This is a genomic window from Sphaerisporangium sp. NPDC005288 (assembly GCF_040607475.1).
Taxonomy (GTDB): Bacteria; Actinomycetota; Actinomycetes; order Streptosporangiales; family Streptosporangiaceae; genus Sphaerisporangium; species Sphaerisporangium rhizosphaerae.
In genome coordinates this window covers 69604-85191 of sequence record NZ_JBEXGT010000016.1, presented here as the reverse complement: position 1 = coordinate 85191, position 15588 = coordinate 69604, and the positions used below count along the sequence as shown (strand labels likewise).

Below are 15588 nucleotides of genomic sequence, written 5' to 3'. Positions count from 1 at the left end.
CTACTTCTTGTTACGCCGCTGGATGCGGGTCTTCTTGAGAAGCTTGCGGTGCTTCTTCTTCGCCATGCGCTTACGACGCTTCTTGATCACAGAGCCCACGGGACCCCCAGGTGAAGGTAGGTTGGTCAACATCAATGCGCGCGAGAGGGCGGGGTCGCATACCACCCGCGGCCCGGACGCGCCGTAGGCACGGCACACCTGAACCACGGGACGGCGCCTCGCCAAGGCGCACACCGATCCAACAGCCTACCGGCGATTCGCGGTCGATCGCTCCCTGGGGGGAACCCGCGTGGCCGCCGGACGTCAATGACCGGCGACCGGACGACGCGGGCGGCCGGCCGCCCACCCCGCTTCCGGTCAGGTCCGCGTCATCGCGGACCCCGCGTTCGACATCAGCGAGTTCGGCGAACGACCGGTGATGTCATCACTGATCCATTCAACCCGCTTCGATGAACGCATCCCTGAGGTAGTCGTGCACCGCCTGCTCGGGCACCCTGAAGGATCGCCCGACCCGGATGGCCGGTAACTCGCCTGAGTGAACCAGCCGGTACACCGTCATCTTGGACACCCGCATGACGGTGGCGACCTCTGCCACCGTCAGGAACTTCACCTCGCTGAGAGGTCTTTCGCCTGCACCCATCGGACGCCTCTTCCGCACGTGTTTCCGGGTTATCCCCACTGGTGCCATTGCTCACGCACGTGTACTGCTGTCAGCGTAGAACGCGACTCCGATCGCGCAAACCCCCTATTCCATCAGTGATCGGAGACTCCTGCCACCAGAACGGGAGAAGTCGCTGGCCAGCAGCCAGGCCGAGCCCTGATCTCGATCTGTCACTCGGTCCAACCGTGTCCCATTAGAGTCGCTTGGGATCACAAAAAAGTTGGCAAACGGTCGACGCGCCAGACCCAATACACGCGCGAAACGGAAGTTAGGGACAGACCGGAATAGGTGTCGATCGCCTCACAGGTCACTCTCGACCCGTGCGATCAGATACGAGGTCAACGGAGCGTAGTGCCGGGGGAACACATTGTCGTCCAGCGGCACGGTGACGGCGATCTTGCCCTCGGCCTCGCCGACGAACAGCCCGGGGTCGTTGCTGTCGGCGAATCCGACCGTCTCGACCCCCGCCTCGCCGGCCGCGCCCGCCCACCCGTGGTCGGCGATCACCAGGTCGGGCCGCTCCCCGTCGAGCCGGGCGAGCATCGCCTGCATCGGCGCCGGGTCGTGGGAGTGCACCAGCGCGCCCCCGTCGGCCAGCACGGCCACCTCGTCGAAGTACACGACGCGGCGCTTGCGGCCCAGACCGCCGCTGGAGATCATCAGGCCCTCCGCCGGGGTCAGCAGGGTCGCGCCGCGCGCGGCGGCGAAGCGCGCGAGGGCGAGGTGGATCGTCATGATCCCGGTGGGGTGGCCGGTGGCGATGATGACGCGCGGGTCGGGCTTGCGCAGCGCGGCTGCGATGCGCGCGGCCATCCCTTCGAGGGCGTCGACGGTGCGCTCGGGGTCGATGGTGTCCTGGCCCGCCCGGTGCTCGGGATCGTCGATCACGCCCGCGGACTTGGCCATGAGCGCGAGCACGTCCCGGTAGGTCCACTCGTTGTCGAAAGTGAGGCCGAACATGTAGTACGGGTCACCAAGGGCGAGGGAGCGGTAGTGGTCGAGGTTGTTCTCCCGGCTGGTCGCGATGTTCCCGGCGATCTTCGTGTCCACCAGGTGCTGGGTCAGCTCACTCCTTGTGGGTGGGCTCGCGGTCTGCATGATCATCTCCGTGCGCTCAGCGGCCGGCCGGCGTCCACGGCGTCACGCCGGCGGCTCGACCAGGCAGGACCACGGCGCTGGGTCACCCCGTGGAACGACGGATCACCGCGCGGATCGCCAGGAGCGCTCGATCGACAGGTCCCACACGATCGTAACCATCTGACAAATGACGAAATTCCGTTTTCTTCGGGAGCCGGTGGCGGGGAGAGCGGGCACGGCCCCTTCTGCCTAGTCTGCGCCTGCGGCTCCGCGGGCGGGCCACCGGGCGCGCTCAGGGCATCGGATCGAGGCCGTGGAGGGGGAAGACGGCCTTGCGCGTCGCCATGATCGCGCGGTCCACCGGGTCGGCCGGGTCGTACCCCGCCGAGAAGTCGTGGTAGTCGGGCCGGCGGCCGTCGGTCATGTGCAGCGGCGGCACCTCGCCCGTGCGCAGCGCGACGTACTCGCGCCAGCTCTCAGGAGTGACCGTCTGCGGGTCGACCGGCTCCCCGGCCGCCTCGGCGATCAGGTGGCTCCACGCGCGCGGCACCACCTGGACCAGCTCGTACCCTCCGCCGCCGGTGGCCACCCACCGGCCGCCCGCCGTCTCGTGCGCCAGAGCGTGCAGCGCGGCGTACGCCTGCCGCTGGCAGTCCAGGCTGAGCATGAAATGAGCCAGCGGGTCCAGCGCGTGGCCGTCGCACCCCTGCTGGCTGAACAGCACGTCGGGCTGGAACTCGCGCAGCAGCGGCGGGACGACCGCGTGGAAGGCGCGCAGCCACCCCGCGTCGCCGCACCCGGCCGGGAGCGCGACGTTGACGGCCGTCCCGTCGACGCCGGTCTCGCTGGGGAAGCCGGTGCCGGGGAACAGCGTGCGCGGGCTCTCGTGCAGGCTGATCGTCAGCACCCGCGGATCGTCGTAGAAGATCGCCTGGACGCCGTCGCCGTGGTGGACGTCCACATCGACGTAAGCGACGCGGCGCGCGCCCTGCTCCAGCATCCAGGCGATGCCCGCCGCCGGGTCGTTGTAGACGCAGAAGCCGCTGGCCGCGCCCGGCATCGCGTGGTGGAGCCCGCCGGCGATGTTCAGCGCGTGCTCGGCCGCTCCCGTCCACACCGCCCGGCACGCCTCGATGGAGGCGCCGGTGATCAGCGCGGACGCCTCGTGCACGCCGGCGAAGGCCGGGTTGTCGACCGTGCCGAGGCCGCAGGACAGATCGGGCAGCCCGGTCGCCGAGACGCGCTTGACCGCCTCGATGTAGTCGCGCCGGTGCACCAGGGCGAGCTCGTCGTCGGTCGCCGGCGCGCAGCCCACCATCTCGACCTTGTCCAGCACCCCGAGGTCGCGCGCCAGCGCCATCGTCAGCTCGACGCGGATCGGCGCCAGGGGATGCCCGGGCCCGAAGTCGTAGGAGATCAGCTTGTCGTCCCAGACGACCCGCACGGACCGGCTCATTCGATCACCAGCTCTCCGCGCCACCCCATGAAACGACCGTACCGCACGAGGGATCGGTTCATTCGGCGCGCAGGGCGATGACCGGGTCGAGCCGCGCCGCGCGGCGGGCGGGCGCGACGCCGAAGAAGACCCCGACGCCCGCCGAGACCCCGAACGCCAGCGCCACCGACCACCAGGTGATCGCGGTCGGCACCGGCGAGACCGCCTGGATCAGCAGGGAGCCGCCCACGCCGATCAGGATGCCGATGACGCCGCCGATCGTGGTGAGCAGCACCGCCTCGATGAGGAACTGCCCGAGCACGTCGCGCTGCCGGGCGCCGAGCGCCTTGCGCAGGCCGATCTCGCGCGTGCGCTCCCGCACGCTCACCAGCATGATGTTGGAGACGCCGACCCCGCCCACCAGCAGCGAGATGCCGGCGATGGCGGCCAGGACGCCGGTCAGCATGCCGAGCACGCTGCCGATGGTGCCGAGGAGCTGCGTCTGGGTGACCGCGCTGAACCGTTCGCCCGGGTAGCGGCCCTCAAGCCCGCGCAGGACGCGCTGCCGCAGCGGCTCGATCTCGTCCGGGCCGGAGGCCCCGACCGCGATGCCGTTGATCCGCGACAGGCCGATCAGGCGCTGCGCCGTGGTGACCGGGATGTGCACCTCCTGGTCCCGCGCCACGCCGAAGGTCGCGCCCACCGGCTCGTACAGCCCGATGACGCGGAAGCGCACGCCGGCGATGGTGACCTGCCGGCCGATCGGGTCGAGGTCCCCGAACAGCTTGGCCCCGACCTCCGAGCCGAGCACCGCGACGCGCCGCCGGGTGTCCACGTCGGTCCCGCTGAGGTACCTGCCCCGGCGCAGCGGGCGTTCGAAGATGTTCGGCAGGTTCTCGTCGGTGCCGGTGATGGTGGCGAAGACCTCGGTGCGGCCCACGCGCACCGACTCCCCGGAGTTGACCGCGACGGTGACCTTGCCGGGGTCGCCGACCACACGGCGGACGTAGGCGACGTCGGCGAGGTCCAGGCGGCTCTGGGTGGGGGCCGCGCCGAGCCCCACCTGGCCGGGCACGACGAGGATGATGTTGCTACCGAGCCCGGCGATCTCCCCCTCGACCGCCTCCTTGGCGCCGGTGCCGATGGCGACCAGGATCACCACGGCCGACACGCCGATGACGACGCCGAACATCGTCAGCGCGCTGCGCAGCCGGTTGACCCGCAGCGCCTCCAGCGCCATGCGCAGCGCCTCGGCGCTCCTCACGGCCGATCACCCCGGACCGGCCCGTCACCGGCGGCCGGGCCGCCCCCGCGAACCGGGCCCTCAGGGCGAGCCGACCCCCCGTCCCGGTCGGCGCGCCCGGGCGGCGACGCCGGGGCGTCCCGTTCGTCACGTTCGATGACGCCGTCGCGGACGTGGACGCGGCGGCGGGCGAGGTCGGCCACCTCGCGCTCGTGGGTGACCAGCACCACCGCCACCCCCCGCTCGGAGTTCAGGTCGGCCAGGATGCCCATCACCTCCCGGCCGTTGCGGGAGTCGAGGTTCCCGGTCGGCTCGTCCGCCAGCACCACCTTGGGATCGCCCACGAGGGCGCGGGCGATGGCCACCCGCTGCTGCTCGCCGCCGGACATCTGGGAGGGCCGGTGGTCCAGGCGGTGCGCGAGCCCCACGGCCGACAACGCCCGCCTGGCCCGCTCCCTGCGCTCGGCCCGGCCCACCCCCCGGTACACCAGGGGCAGGGCCACGTTCTCCAGCGCGGAGGTGCGCCCGAGCAGGTGGAAGGACTGGAACACGAAGCCCACGGCCTGGTTGCGCAGCTCGGCGAGCCCGGTGTCGTCCAGCGTGGACACCTCCACCCCGTCCACCCGCAACGTGCCCGAGGTGGGCCGGTCCAGGCAGCCGAGCAGGTGCATGAGCGTCGACTTGCCCGATCCGGACGGGCCGACGATGGCGACGAACTCGCCGTGGTCGATGCGCAGGCTCACCCCGCGCAGCGCGTCCACCGACACCCCCTCCAGCTTGTAGGAGCGGGTGAGGTCGACGGCCTCGAAGGCGGGGGCCGGCGTTCCGGCGTCCCGCGCCTGCCGGTCCTCCGGCCGCGGCCGGCCCGCGGCCGTCATGTGAGCTTCTGGTCCTGCCGCACGGTGTCGGCGCCCTTGACGACGACCCGCTCCCCCGGCGTCAGGCCCCGGGCCACCTCGACCAGGGCGTCGCCCTGGGCGCCCAGCTTGACCACCCTGCGCTCCGCCGTGCCGTCGGCGCGCACGACCCACACCACGGTGTCCCTGCCACTGGTGACGACGCTCGCCGCGGGCACCGCCACCGCGTCGGGCGACTCGCGCACGGTCAGCCGGACGACGGCGCTCATGCCCGGTTTGGGGGGCGGCGCCTGCCCGCCGTCGTCGTAGACGCCCTCGCCGAGGGTGAGCCGCACGGGGTAGCTCACCCCGCCGGTGGTGCCCTCCTTGGGCGTCACGCCCACGCCGGCGACCTTCGCCCGGTAAGTGGCCCCGGAGACGGCGTCCAGCTCGGCTTCCGCCTTCACGCCGCGGGTGACCAGGAGCACGTCGGTCTCGTCCACGTCGGCGGACAGCGTCAGCCGCGAGACGTCGGTCACGGTGGCGATGGCGTCGCCCGCCGCGACCGGCACCCCGGCGGCGATCGGGCCCGCGGAGCCCGCGGCCGCCGCGCCGCCGCCGGACGCGCCCGCGGCGGCTCCGGCCTGGCCGGACAGGCCCGCCGGGAGTTGGCCGAGCAGGGAGCCGAGGCCGGAGGCGCCGCCGCCGGACGGCCCGCCCAGCGTGACCACCCCGTCGAAGGGCGCCTTGATCGTCAGGCCCTTCACCGTCGCGCCCGCCACCTTCACCGCGGCCCTCGCCTGGCTCCTGGACGCCGCTTGGAGGGAGGACATCGACGCGGCGAGCCCGCCGAGCCCCGTGCCGATCTGGCCGCTGACCTGGGAGAGCGTCTGGTTGACCGACCGGGTGAGGCTCTGGGTGATCTGGTCGAGCGCCGCGCGCTGGGCGCGATGCTGGGTCTCGGCGGCGGCGACGGCGGCCAGGAGCTGCGCGCGCACCCGCCTGTCCTGGATCTTCCCGGCCGCGGCGCGGGCTCTGGCGAACCCGCGCGCCACCTCGCGGTCGAGGGGGGCGGTGAGGTTCGGCCCGGCGAGCCGGATGCTCGGGGCCGGCGCCGCGCCGCCGAGCCGCACCGGCCTGGACGCCTGCCGTTCGGCGCGGCGCGCCTGGTCGAGCTGGTCCTTCGCCTGCGGGGAGCTGATGCGGGCGAGGATCTCCCCCTTGTCCACCGTGTCGCCGTCGCGGACGTACAGCTTCGCGACCGTGCCGGCCGCCGGGGATCGCAGGGTGGCCGTGGCGCGGGCGCCGACGGTGCCGGGGGCCTCGACGACCTCGCTGACGGGGGCGCGCCGGACCTCGCCGATCTGCGCCTTGGGCGTCTCGTCCTGGGTGCAGGCCGAGACGAGCAGGGTGAGACCGATGAGAAGCGGGGGGATACCGCGACGGATCGTCACCCGGCCCATCGTAGGAGGGAGATCCCCGGCCCGGCTTGGGCCCCCGCGCCCACCGGGACGGGCGGTACCGGCGGGCCCGGGACCGGCCATGCGGGCCCGAGTACCGCCGAGGCGTCCCCGTTACCGCTCAGGCGGCCCGGACAGCACCGGCGGACCGGCTCGGGCGGCTCGGGGCGCTCAGGCGGTTCCGAGGGCCGCTCAGGCGGTTCCGAGGGCCGCTCAGGCGGTCTCGAGGACGCGGCGCAGGCGCCGGATCGCCGGCACCGACAGCAGCAGGACGCACCCGCAGACGGCGACGACCGAGGAGATCGTGAGCACCTGGCCCGCGCCGAGCAGCGAGGCCGCCGGCCCGCTGAGGGCCTGGCCGACCGGGATCGCCATGACCGAGCCGGCCACCTCGTAGGCGTGGACGCGGTTCAGCACCTCCGGCGCCACCTGCGTCTGGACGCTGGTCATCCACATGACGCCCCAGAAGGCCGACCCCGTGCCCGCGAGGAGGTGGCAGGCGGCCATCACCGGCAGCGGGAGACCGAGGGTGATCGACAGGGGCTGGAGGGCGAGCAGGAACAGCGCCGTCGCGCCGGCGGCCAGCGGCCGGGCGGGTTTGAGGCGCATGGCGATGACGCCGCCCATGATGGTGCCGGCGCCGTAGGCGGAGGTGACGAAGCCGAAGCCGGTGGCGTCGTAGGCCTGGCTCACGAGAAGGGCGCCGAGCGGGGTCACCGGCCCGAAGACCGCGATGCCCATCACCGCCCAGACGAGGATCACCCCCCACATCCATGTGCGGGAGCGGAACTCCCGCCATCCCTCCTTGAGGTTGCCGAAGACCGTCCCCTCCCGGGCCGCGGGGGGAGCCCCGCGCAGCCGCAGCAGGGCCAGGCAGAGCGCGCTGACGCCGAAACCGGCGGCGTCGATCAGGAAGACCACGCCGACCTCCGCGAAGGCGACCAGCAGGCCGGCGACCGAGGGGCCGATGAGGAGCATGAGCGACTCGGAGGTGCGCTGAGTGGCCACCGCGCGCTGGACGTCCCTGGCGATGCGCGGCACCAGGCTCGCCAGTCCCGGCTGGAACATGGCGGCGGCGATGCCGTTGACCGCCGAGATGGCCATGAGCTGCCACAACGCGGGGGTGCCGGTGAGGAAGAGCACCGCCGTGACGGTCTGGGACACAAGGCGCGCGAGGTCGGCGCCGACCATCATGCGGCGCGGAGTGAAGCGGTCGGCGAAGACCCCGCCGAACAGCACCAGCGCGGCCATCGGCACCGTCGAGGCGGCCAGCGTGTAGCCGATGCCGCTCGCCCCGTACCCGGCCCGCAGGACGCCGAGCGCCATCGCGACCGGCACCATGGCCGTGCCCAGCATCGAGACCGACCTCGCGGTGAAGAACAGCCGGAAATCGCGCGTCCACACCGCGGGCCCGGCGGGCCGCCCGTCCACAGCCGCCGTCATCGTGCCCCCATGCCCGCCGCCCCTTCCACCGGCCACGGGCACTCTATTAGCAAACTTTCCTAACGGTTACGCCGCCCCCCGCGGTGGGGCCTCACGACGGTTTGCGGGTGGTCCATAGTCGTATTGGCGGAATGTCGGAACTAGGGTGTTCGCCGTACCAGGTAACTTCTCGCCCCGGAGGCAGATCTCTTGACGGCGACACCCGCGGACCCCCGGTGGGCCCGGCTCAAGGAGCGGTTCGCGTCCATCGACAGCGACGGCGACGGGTTCATCACCGACGCCGAGTACCTCCAGCACTTCCCGCACCTGCCCGCCGAGGCGCTGGGCGCGCTGGAGCGGGAGGCCGACGCCGACGGCGACGGCCGCATCTCCTTCGAGGAGTTCCTCCGGCTGGTCCCCGAGAACGACTGACCCGGGAACCTCCGCCCCGGAGAGGACCGGGCCGGAGAGGACCGGGCCGGAGCGGCCGGCGTGTGAGCGGCCCGGGACGACCGGCCCGCGCGGGCGGCGGGGCGCGCGAGGCGCCCGGCGCCCGCGGCGGGGTCAGCCGGCCGCGAGCTGGCGGCTGCGGTCGCGGGCGGCCTCGATGGCCGCCAGGAAGGCCGCCCGGACGCTGTGGCGCTCGAGTTCGGCGATGGCCGCGATGGTGGTGCCGCCGGGCGAGGTGACCGCCTCGCGAAGGATCACCGGGTGCTCTCCGGAGTCGCGCAGCATGATGGCCGCGCCGACGATCGACTGGGTGACCATGTCCAGCGCCGCCGCCCGGGGCATGCCGAGCAGGATGCCGGCGTCCACCATGGCCTCGACCAGGTAGAAGAAGTAGGCCGGGCCGCTGCCGGACAGCGCGGTCGCGGCGTCCTGCTGCGACTCGGGGATGCGCAGCACCTTGCCGACCGGCGACAGCAGGTCCTCGGCGTGCCGCAGGTGCGTCTCGGCGGCGTGGGCGCCGGCCGAGATGACGCTCATGGCCTCGTCGACCAGCACGGGGGTGTTGGACATCACGCGCACGACCGGGACCTCGTCGCCGAGGCGCGACTCGACGAAGGAGGTCGTGATGCCGGCCGCCACCGTGACCACGAGCTTGCCGGCCGGGACGTGCGGGGCGATCTCGGTGAGCAGGGCCGCCATGTCCTGCGGCTTGACCGCCAGGATCAGCGTCTCGCCGATCTTGGCGGCCTCGCTGTTGGACACGACCCGCACGCCGTGGCGCTCGCGCAACGCCTGGGCGCGCTCCTCGCGCCGGGCGGTCGCCACGATCTCGTCCCGCTTGACGCCGGCGCGCAGCAGCCCTGACAGCAGGGCCTCGCCCATCTTGCCGGTTCCGAGAATCGCGATCATCTCAGCGCACCTCGTGTAGGAGTCGGGGAACGCTCGAAGCCTACCGACTCCCGCGCGGTCGCTGCCGTCCCAGGGACCGGGCCAGCAGGGCGAGGTTCGCCGGGCGGCGGGCCAGATGGCGGGCCAGATGCGGATACCAGTCGGCGCCGTAGGGGACGCGCACGCGCACGCGGGTGCCGAGGGCGGCGAGCCGCGCCTGCTCGGCCGGCCGCACGCCGTAGGACATCTCGTACTCGACGCCCTCGCGCTCGTTCAGCACGGCGAGCGCCGAGGCGACCTCGATGAGCCGCCGGTCGTGGGTGGCGACCACCGGCCGGCCCTCGCCGGCCATGAGGGCCTTCAGGCAGCGCACGTACGACCGGTCGACGGCGGCGGCGTCGCGGTGGGTGACGGCGACGGGGCCGTCGGCGTGACCGCGGCGGAGCCGGACGCGGCCGTCGGCGAGCCCGCGGCAGTGCTCCTCGGCGCGGCGCAGGGACGAAAGGACGGTGACGCCGGTGGCGGGGTGCTCGTCGAACAGCGCCGCGTGGACGCGCAGCGCGGCCTCCGCCATCGCCGGCTCCTCGGCCTCGACCGTCACCGTGGCGCCCACGTCGAGAGCGGCCTGGCAGACCCGCGAGGCGTTGCGGCGTGCCAGGTCGTCGTCGAGGCCGAGCCCGAGGGACGACAGCCGCAGCGACAGGTCGGCGCCCTTGGCGACGCCGCGGCGGGCGAGCGCGTCGAGCAGGGTGAGCCAGTCTTCGACCGCGCGGGCGGCCCGTCCGGAGTCGCGCGCCCGCCCGTCCAGATGGTCCAGCGTCACCAGCAGGCCGTCGGCGACCAGCCCCGCCGCCACCGAGGCGGCGTCCTCGGGGCCGTCCCCGGCCACGTAGCGGTCTGTCAGCGCCCGGACGACCCCGGCGTTCCTGACGACGCTCTCCACGCGGTCGCTGCCCGAGGCAGCAAGCAGAACCTGGCGCAAAACCATCGGCACCCTTCCCGGCACGACGACTGGACGGCTGATGGGGGAAGACCTCCCCACCCTACGGCGGTTCAGGCGCCGATCACCGGAGGCGACCGCATGTTGCGGTTTGACAACCAACTGAAAACAGCCGTCGTCTTATAACCGTTTTATACGCATGATCTACCCGAAGGTGCCATAAGTCGGTTCCAACGATGGAGCCGCCGGCGTCGAAGGGGTAGATCGTTGAAGAAGATCCTCATAGCGCTGGCCACAGCCGGCCTGGGTCTGAGCGGAGCGCTGATCGCGTCTCCCGCGACGGCCGGGACGCAGCAGGCGCCCGACCACACGACTCCCGCCCCCCAGTGGGCACAGTGCGCGGACCTGCCCGAAGGCATCGAGTGCGCCACGGTCGCCGTGCCGCTCGACTACTCCCGCCCGTGGAGCAGGACCGTCAAGATCGCCGTCACCCGCAAGAAGGCGACCGACACCGCCCACTACCAGGGCGCGATCCTGTTCAACCCCGGCGGTCCCGGCGGCAGCGGCCGGGCCTACCCCGTCGTGATGCAGACCCGCCTCGGCGCCGCCCTGGCCGCGCAGTACGACCTGATCGGCTTCGACCCGCGGGGCGTCGGCGCCAGCGAGCCGGCGCTGAGCTGCGACCCGCACTTCTTCGACCCGGTGCGCCCCGACTACATCCCCTCCACCTTCGCCGAGGAGGCCGCGTGGGTGAAGCGGATGCAGGGCTACTCCAAGGCCTGTGACGCCGCCCACGGCGAGCTGCTGAGGCACATGACCACGGTGGACGCCGCCAAGGACATGGACGAGATCCGCAAGGCCCTCGACCAGAAGCAGATCAGCTACGTCGGCTACTCCTACGGCACCTACCTGGGCGCCACCTACGCCACCCTGTTCCCGTCCAAGGTGCGCCGCCTGGTGCTGGACAGCATCGTCAACCCCGAGCGGGTCTGGTACGACGCCAACATCGACCAGAACCACGCCTTCGAGGCCCGCGCCAAGGACTTCTTCGCCTGGATCGCCAAGTACGACGCCACCTACCACCTCGGCACGAACGGCGCCGACGTGGAGAAGGCGTTCTACGCCACCCGCGCCAAGCTCAAGGCCACCCCCGCCGAGGGCAGGGTCGGCCCGGACGAGCTCGACGACACCTACCTCGCGGGCGGCTACCTCAAGAGCCGCTGGCCGCTGCTGGCCAACGCCCTGTCCAAGTACGTGGCCGGTGACACCGCCCCGCTGGTGGCGGCGTACGGCACCTACGGCGACAGCAGCGGCGACGACAACGGCTTCGCGGTCTACTCGGCCGTGGAGTGCAGCGACGCCCGCTGGCCGCGCGACTGGGGCACCTGGCACCGCGACTGGTGGGAGTCCTACCGCACCGCTCCGTTCCTGACCTGGGGCAACGCCTGGTACAACGCGCAGTGCCAGTCGTGGCCCGTGCGCGGCGGCCACCCGGCGCGCATCGACGGCCGCGCCATCAAGAACGCCCTGTTCTTCCAGGACACCAAGGACGCCGCCACCCCGTACCAGGGCGGCGTCGAGATGCACAAGCGCTTCCCGTCCTCGCGCCTGGTCGTCATGGACGGCGGCGGCAACCACGGCCTCACCGGCCGGGGCAACGCCTGCATCGACGACATCTGGAAGGCGTACCTGACCGACGGCACGCTGCCGGCGAGCCTGCCCGGCCCCGACGCGCACTGCGCGCCGTTCCCCGACCCGGTCCCGCCGGCGGCGGCCACGACCCTGCGGTCCGCGCCGACCTCGGCCGACGACGACTGGGCCCCCGGCGAGCGCTGACCCGCAGGCACCACAGAAGCCCCCCAACGGAAGGACCCCCGGCCACCCAGGCCGGGGGTCCTTTCGCGTCCCGCCTCGACGTGCGCGTCGAGACGGGGCATGCGCGGCCCGAACCGCGGGGAGATCCAGTACGTCGAAGGGGTATGCGGACGATGAGGACCACATTGGCGGCGGCGGGGCTGTTCCTGGCGGCGGCGTGCGGCGGCGCGCCGGCGCCCACGACCGGCGCGAGCGGTTCCCCCGACGACGCCGTGTCGGCGCCGGCCGGCACGGCGCAGGTGACCACGCCGGCCGCCCCGGCGGCCGGGCCCTCCCCCACGCGCCCCAAGGGACCGACGGTGCACCCGCGCAAGGTCCGCTGGGAGAAGGTGCGCCCCTCCCGGGACGGACGCCGGCTCACCGTGATCTGGTGGTCGGGCGTGGAGCCCTGCTCGGTGCTCGACCGGGTCGGCGTGCGCGAGACGGCGAAGAGCGTGACGATCACCCTGTACGAGGGGCAGGCGCGCGGCGCCGAGAACACGGCGTGCATCGAGATCGCGGTCCAGAAATCCACGACCGTCAAGCTGAAGAAGCCCCTCGGCCACCGCGAGATCGTCGACGGCGCCAAGGGCTGATCACTCCCCAGCAGACCCGGAAGAGGCGGGGACGGGCCGGAGCGTGTCCGAGAAGTCCGCGTTCCTGAGCCCCCGTGTGCGCGGAATAGGTGAGGGGGCGCGTAGGGTTGAGCCCAGCAGACTCAACTCGCTTGACAAAGGGTCGAGCGGGATTACGATTGAGTCATACGGACTCAACTTTGACTACAAGGACGTACTCATGGCACGTGCGGTAGGTATCGACCTTGGGACGACCAACTCCGTCGTCTCGATCCTCGAGGGCGGTGAGCCCACCGTCATCGCCAACGCGCAGGGCTCGCGCACGACTCCGTCGGTCGTGGCCTTCGCCAAGAACGGAGAGGTCCTCGTCGGCGAGGTGGCCAAGCGGCAGGCCGTCACCAACGTCGACCGGACCATCCGCTCGGTCAAGCGTGAGATGGGCTCCGACTGGTCCGTCGAGATCGACGGCAAGAAGTTCTCCCCGCAGCAGATCAGCGCCTTCGTCCTGCAGAAGCTCAAGACGGACGCCGAGGCCTACCTCGGCGAGAAGATCACCGACGCGGTGATCACCGTCCCCGCGTACTTCAACGACTCGCAGCGGCAGGCCACCAAGGAGGCCGGCACGATCGCGGGCCTCAACGTCCTGCGCATCATCAACGAGCCCACCTCCGCCGCTCTGGCGTACGGGCTCGACAAGGACAAGGACCAGACCATCCTGGTCTTCGACCTCGGCGGCGGCACCTTCGACGTGTCCCTGCTCGACGTCGGCCAGGAGGACGGCCACGGCTTCGTCGAGGTCAAGGCGACCAGCGGTGACAACCACCTGGGCGGCGACGACTGGGACCAGCGCGTCGTCGACGAGCTGGTGACCCGCTTCAAGAACGCCCACGGCGTCGACCTGTCCAAGGACAAGATGGCGCTCCAGCGCCTGCGCGAGGCCGCCGAGAAGGCCAAGATCGAGCTGTCGTCGCAGACCGAGACCTCGATCAACCTGCCCTACATCACCGCCTCGGCCGAGGGCCCCCTCCACCTGGAGGAGAAGCTCACCCGCTCGGAGTTCCAGCGCATCACCGCCGACCTCCTCGAGCGCTGCAAGGGCCCGTTCCACCAGGTCATCAAGGACGCCGGCATCAAGGTCTCCGACATCGCCCACGTGGTGCTCGTCGGCGGCTCCACCCGCATGCCCGCCGTCAGCGACCTGGTCAAGGAGCTCACCGGCGGCAAGGAGCCCAACAAGGGCGTCAACCCCGACGAGGTCGTCGCCATCGGCGCCGCGCTCCAGGCCGGCGTGCTCAAGGGCGAGGTCAAGGACGTCCTGCTGCTGGACGTGACCCCGCTAAGCCTGGGCATCGAGACCAAGGGCGGCATCTTCACCAAGATCATCGAGCGGAACACCACGATCCCGACCAAGCGGTCGGAGGTCTTCACCACGGCCGAGGACAACCAGCCGTCGGTGCAGATCCAGGTCTTCCAGGGTGAGCGCGAGATCGCGGCCTACAACAAGAAGCTGGCCACCTTCGAGCTGACCGGCATCGCCCCGGCGCCGCGCGGCATCCCGCAGATCGAGGTCACCTTCGACATCGACGCCAACGGCATCGTCAACGTCTCCGCCAAGGACCTCGGCACCGGCAAGGAGCAGTCGATGACGATCACCGGCGGCTCGGCGCTGCCGAAGGACGACATCGAGCGCATGATGCGCGAGGCCGAGTCCTACGCCGAGGAGGACAAGAAGCGCCGCGAGGACGCCGAGACGCGCAACAACGCCGACGGCCTGGCCTACCAGACCGAGAAGTTCCTGCGCGAGAACGACGAGAAGGTCCCGGCCGAGGTCAAGACCGAGGTCGAGGAGGCGCTGAGCGAGCTGAAGAAGACGCTGGAGGGCAGCGACTCCGCCGCCATCCGCGCCGCCGCAGAGAAGCTCGCCACCGTCAGCCAGAAGATGGGTTCGGCGATCTACGCCCAGTCGCAGGGCGCCGAGGGCGGGGCCCCCGGGGCCGGCGCCACCGGTGCCGCCGACGGCGGCGCCAAGGCCGACGACGACGTCGTCGAGGCCGAGATCGTCGACGACGAGCCGAAGCGGGAGGGCGGTGCCGCGTGACGTCCCCGAACTCTGGGAGCGAGCACGAAGGCCTGGTGATCCGCGACAACCGGCGCATCGACCCCGAGACGGGGGAGGTGCGCCAGGGGGCGGGGAAGGCGGCCGACACGCCCTCCCCCGCCTCGCCCGAGGCGGCGGCCCCGCAGGACGCGGGCGCGGCCGCGCAGCTCGCCGAGCGCACGGCCGACCTCCAGCGGCTCCAGGCCGAGTACTCCAACTACCGCAAGCGCGTCGAGCGCGACCGGGTGACGGTCCGCGAGCAGGCGGTGGCCAGCGTGCTCACCGAGATGCTGCCCGTGCTCGACGACATCGGCAGGGCCCGCGACCACGGCGAGCTCACCGGCGGCTTCGCCAAGGTGAGCGAGGCGCTCGAGAGCGCCGTCGGCAAGCTCGGGCTCTCGACCTACGGCGCCAAGGGCGACCCGTTCGACCCGACCGTGCACGAGGCGCTCCTGCACAGCTACTCGGCCGAGGTCACCGAGCCGACCTGCGTGGAGATCCTCCAGCCCGGCTACCGCATCGGCGAGCGCGTCCTGCGCCCGGCGAGGGTGGCCGTCGCCGAGCCGGAGGAGCCCGAGTCCTCCGAGCGCACCTCCTCCGAAACGGACGGAGCGGGCGCGGCGGCGGCCGAGTCCGAGGACAATTGAGC

General features: G+C 72.2%; 15 protein-coding genes. 5 read left to right on the top strand and 10 right to left on the bottom strand.

Annotated elements, in window-relative coordinates:
* The 8 genes from ABZU32_RS17240 to ABZU32_RS17205 form a co-directional block, all read right to left on the bottom strand.
* Nucleotides 1–99, bottom strand: coding sequence for an AURKAIP1/COX24 domain-containing protein (locus tag ABZU32_RS17240; protein ID WP_018654693.1), 99 nt, complete (start codon nt 97–99; stop codon nt 1–3).
* Nucleotides 100–436: 337 nt separating this feature from the next.
* The gene (locus ABZU32_RS17235; protein WP_030456159.1) at nt 437–640 is read right to left on the bottom strand and encodes a helix-turn-helix domain-containing protein; all 204 of its coding nucleotides are present in this window, start codon (nt 638–640) and stop codon (nt 437–439) included.
* Nucleotides 641–961: 321 nt separating this feature from the next.
* The gene (locus ABZU32_RS17230; protein ID WP_354923164.1) at nt 962–1759 is read right to left on the bottom strand and encodes a phosphatase; all 798 of its coding nucleotides are present in this window, start codon (nt 1757–1759) and stop codon (nt 962–964) included.
* A gap of 271 nt (nt 1760–2030) precedes the next feature.
* On the bottom strand, nt 2031–3194 hold the full coding sequence (locus tag ABZU32_RS17225) for an acetoin utilization protein AcuC (protein ID WP_354923161.1): 1164 nt from the start codon (nt 3192–3194) through the stop codon (nt 2031–2033).
* Nucleotides 3195–3252: 58 nt separating this feature from the next.
* Nucleotides 3253–4437 (bottom strand): ABC transporter permease, encoded by a 1185-nt coding sequence (locus tag ABZU32_RS17220; protein WP_354923158.1) that lies wholly within the window; start codon nt 4435–4437, stop codon nt 3253–3255.
* Complete coding sequence (locus ABZU32_RS17215; RefSeq protein ID WP_354923156.1) at nt 4434–5294, bottom strand: ABC transporter ATP-binding protein; 861 nt, start codon at nt 5292–5294, stop codon at nt 4434–4436. Before ABZU32_RS17215 ends, ABZU32_RS17220 begins: the two co-directional genes overlap by 4 nt.
* A complete protein-coding gene (locus tag ABZU32_RS17210; protein ID WP_354923153.1) occupies nt 5291–6706 on the bottom strand; it encodes an HlyD family efflux transporter periplasmic adaptor subunit in 1416 nt (471 codons plus the stop codon). The genes ABZU32_RS17215 and ABZU32_RS17210 overlap by 4 nt, the downstream gene beginning before the upstream one ends.
* A gap of 219 nt (nt 6707–6925) precedes the next feature.
* Nucleotides 6926–8155 carry an MFS transporter gene (locus tag ABZU32_RS17205; RefSeq protein WP_354923150.1) on the bottom strand — a complete coding sequence of 410 codons (1230 nt, stop codon included), beginning with the start codon at nt 8153–8155 and terminating at the stop codon, nt 6926–6928.
* Nucleotides 8156–8344: 189 nt separating this feature from the next.
* Here ABZU32_RS17205 and ABZU32_RS17200 point away from each other — a divergent pair, with 189 nt between their 5' ends.
* Nucleotides 8345–8566 (top strand): EF-hand domain-containing protein, encoded by a 222-nt coding sequence (locus ABZU32_RS17200; RefSeq protein WP_354923147.1) that lies wholly within the window; start codon nt 8345–8347, stop codon nt 8564–8566.
* Nucleotides 8567–8698: 132 nt separating this feature from the next.
* Here ABZU32_RS17200 and proC read toward each other — a convergent pair whose 3' ends face one another.
* Nucleotides 8699–9493: a pyrroline-5-carboxylate reductase gene (gene proC / locus ABZU32_RS17195; protein WP_354837751.1), complete on the bottom strand. Its 795-nt coding sequence runs from the start codon at nt 9491–9493 to the stop codon at nt 8699–8701.
* 40 nt (nt 9494–9533) lie between these two features.
* Complete coding sequence (locus ABZU32_RS17190) at nt 9534–10460, bottom strand: proline dehydrogenase family protein (RefSeq protein ID WP_354923144.1); 927 nt, start codon at nt 10458–10460, stop codon at nt 9534–9536.
* A gap of 219 nt (nt 10461–10679) precedes the next feature.
* Between ABZU32_RS17190 and ABZU32_RS17185 the strand changes: the two genes are divergently transcribed.
* The 4 genes from ABZU32_RS17185 (at nt 10680) to grpE (ending at nt 15586) form a co-directional block, all read left to right on the top strand.
* Nucleotides 10680–12248, top strand: coding sequence for an alpha/beta hydrolase (locus ABZU32_RS17185; RefSeq protein WP_354923141.1), 1569 nt, complete (start codon nt 10680–10682; stop codon nt 12246–12248).
* Nucleotides 12249–12400: 152 nt separating this feature from the next.
* On the top strand, nt 12401–12862 hold the full coding sequence (locus ABZU32_RS17180) for a hypothetical protein (protein WP_354923138.1): 462 nt from the start codon (nt 12401–12403) through the stop codon (nt 12860–12862).
* 199 nt (nt 12863–13061) lie between these two features.
* Nucleotides 13062–14939 carry a molecular chaperone DnaK gene (gene dnaK / locus ABZU32_RS17175; protein WP_354837743.1) on the top strand — a complete coding sequence of 626 codons (1878 nt, stop codon included), beginning with the start codon at nt 13062–13064 and terminating at the stop codon, nt 14937–14939.
* Complete coding sequence (grpE, locus tag ABZU32_RS17170) at nt 14936–15586, top strand: nucleotide exchange factor GrpE (protein WP_354923135.1); 651 nt, start codon at nt 14936–14938, stop codon at nt 15584–15586. Before dnaK ends, grpE begins: the two co-directional genes overlap by 4 nt.
* Nucleotides 15587–15588: the final 2 nt, after the last annotated feature.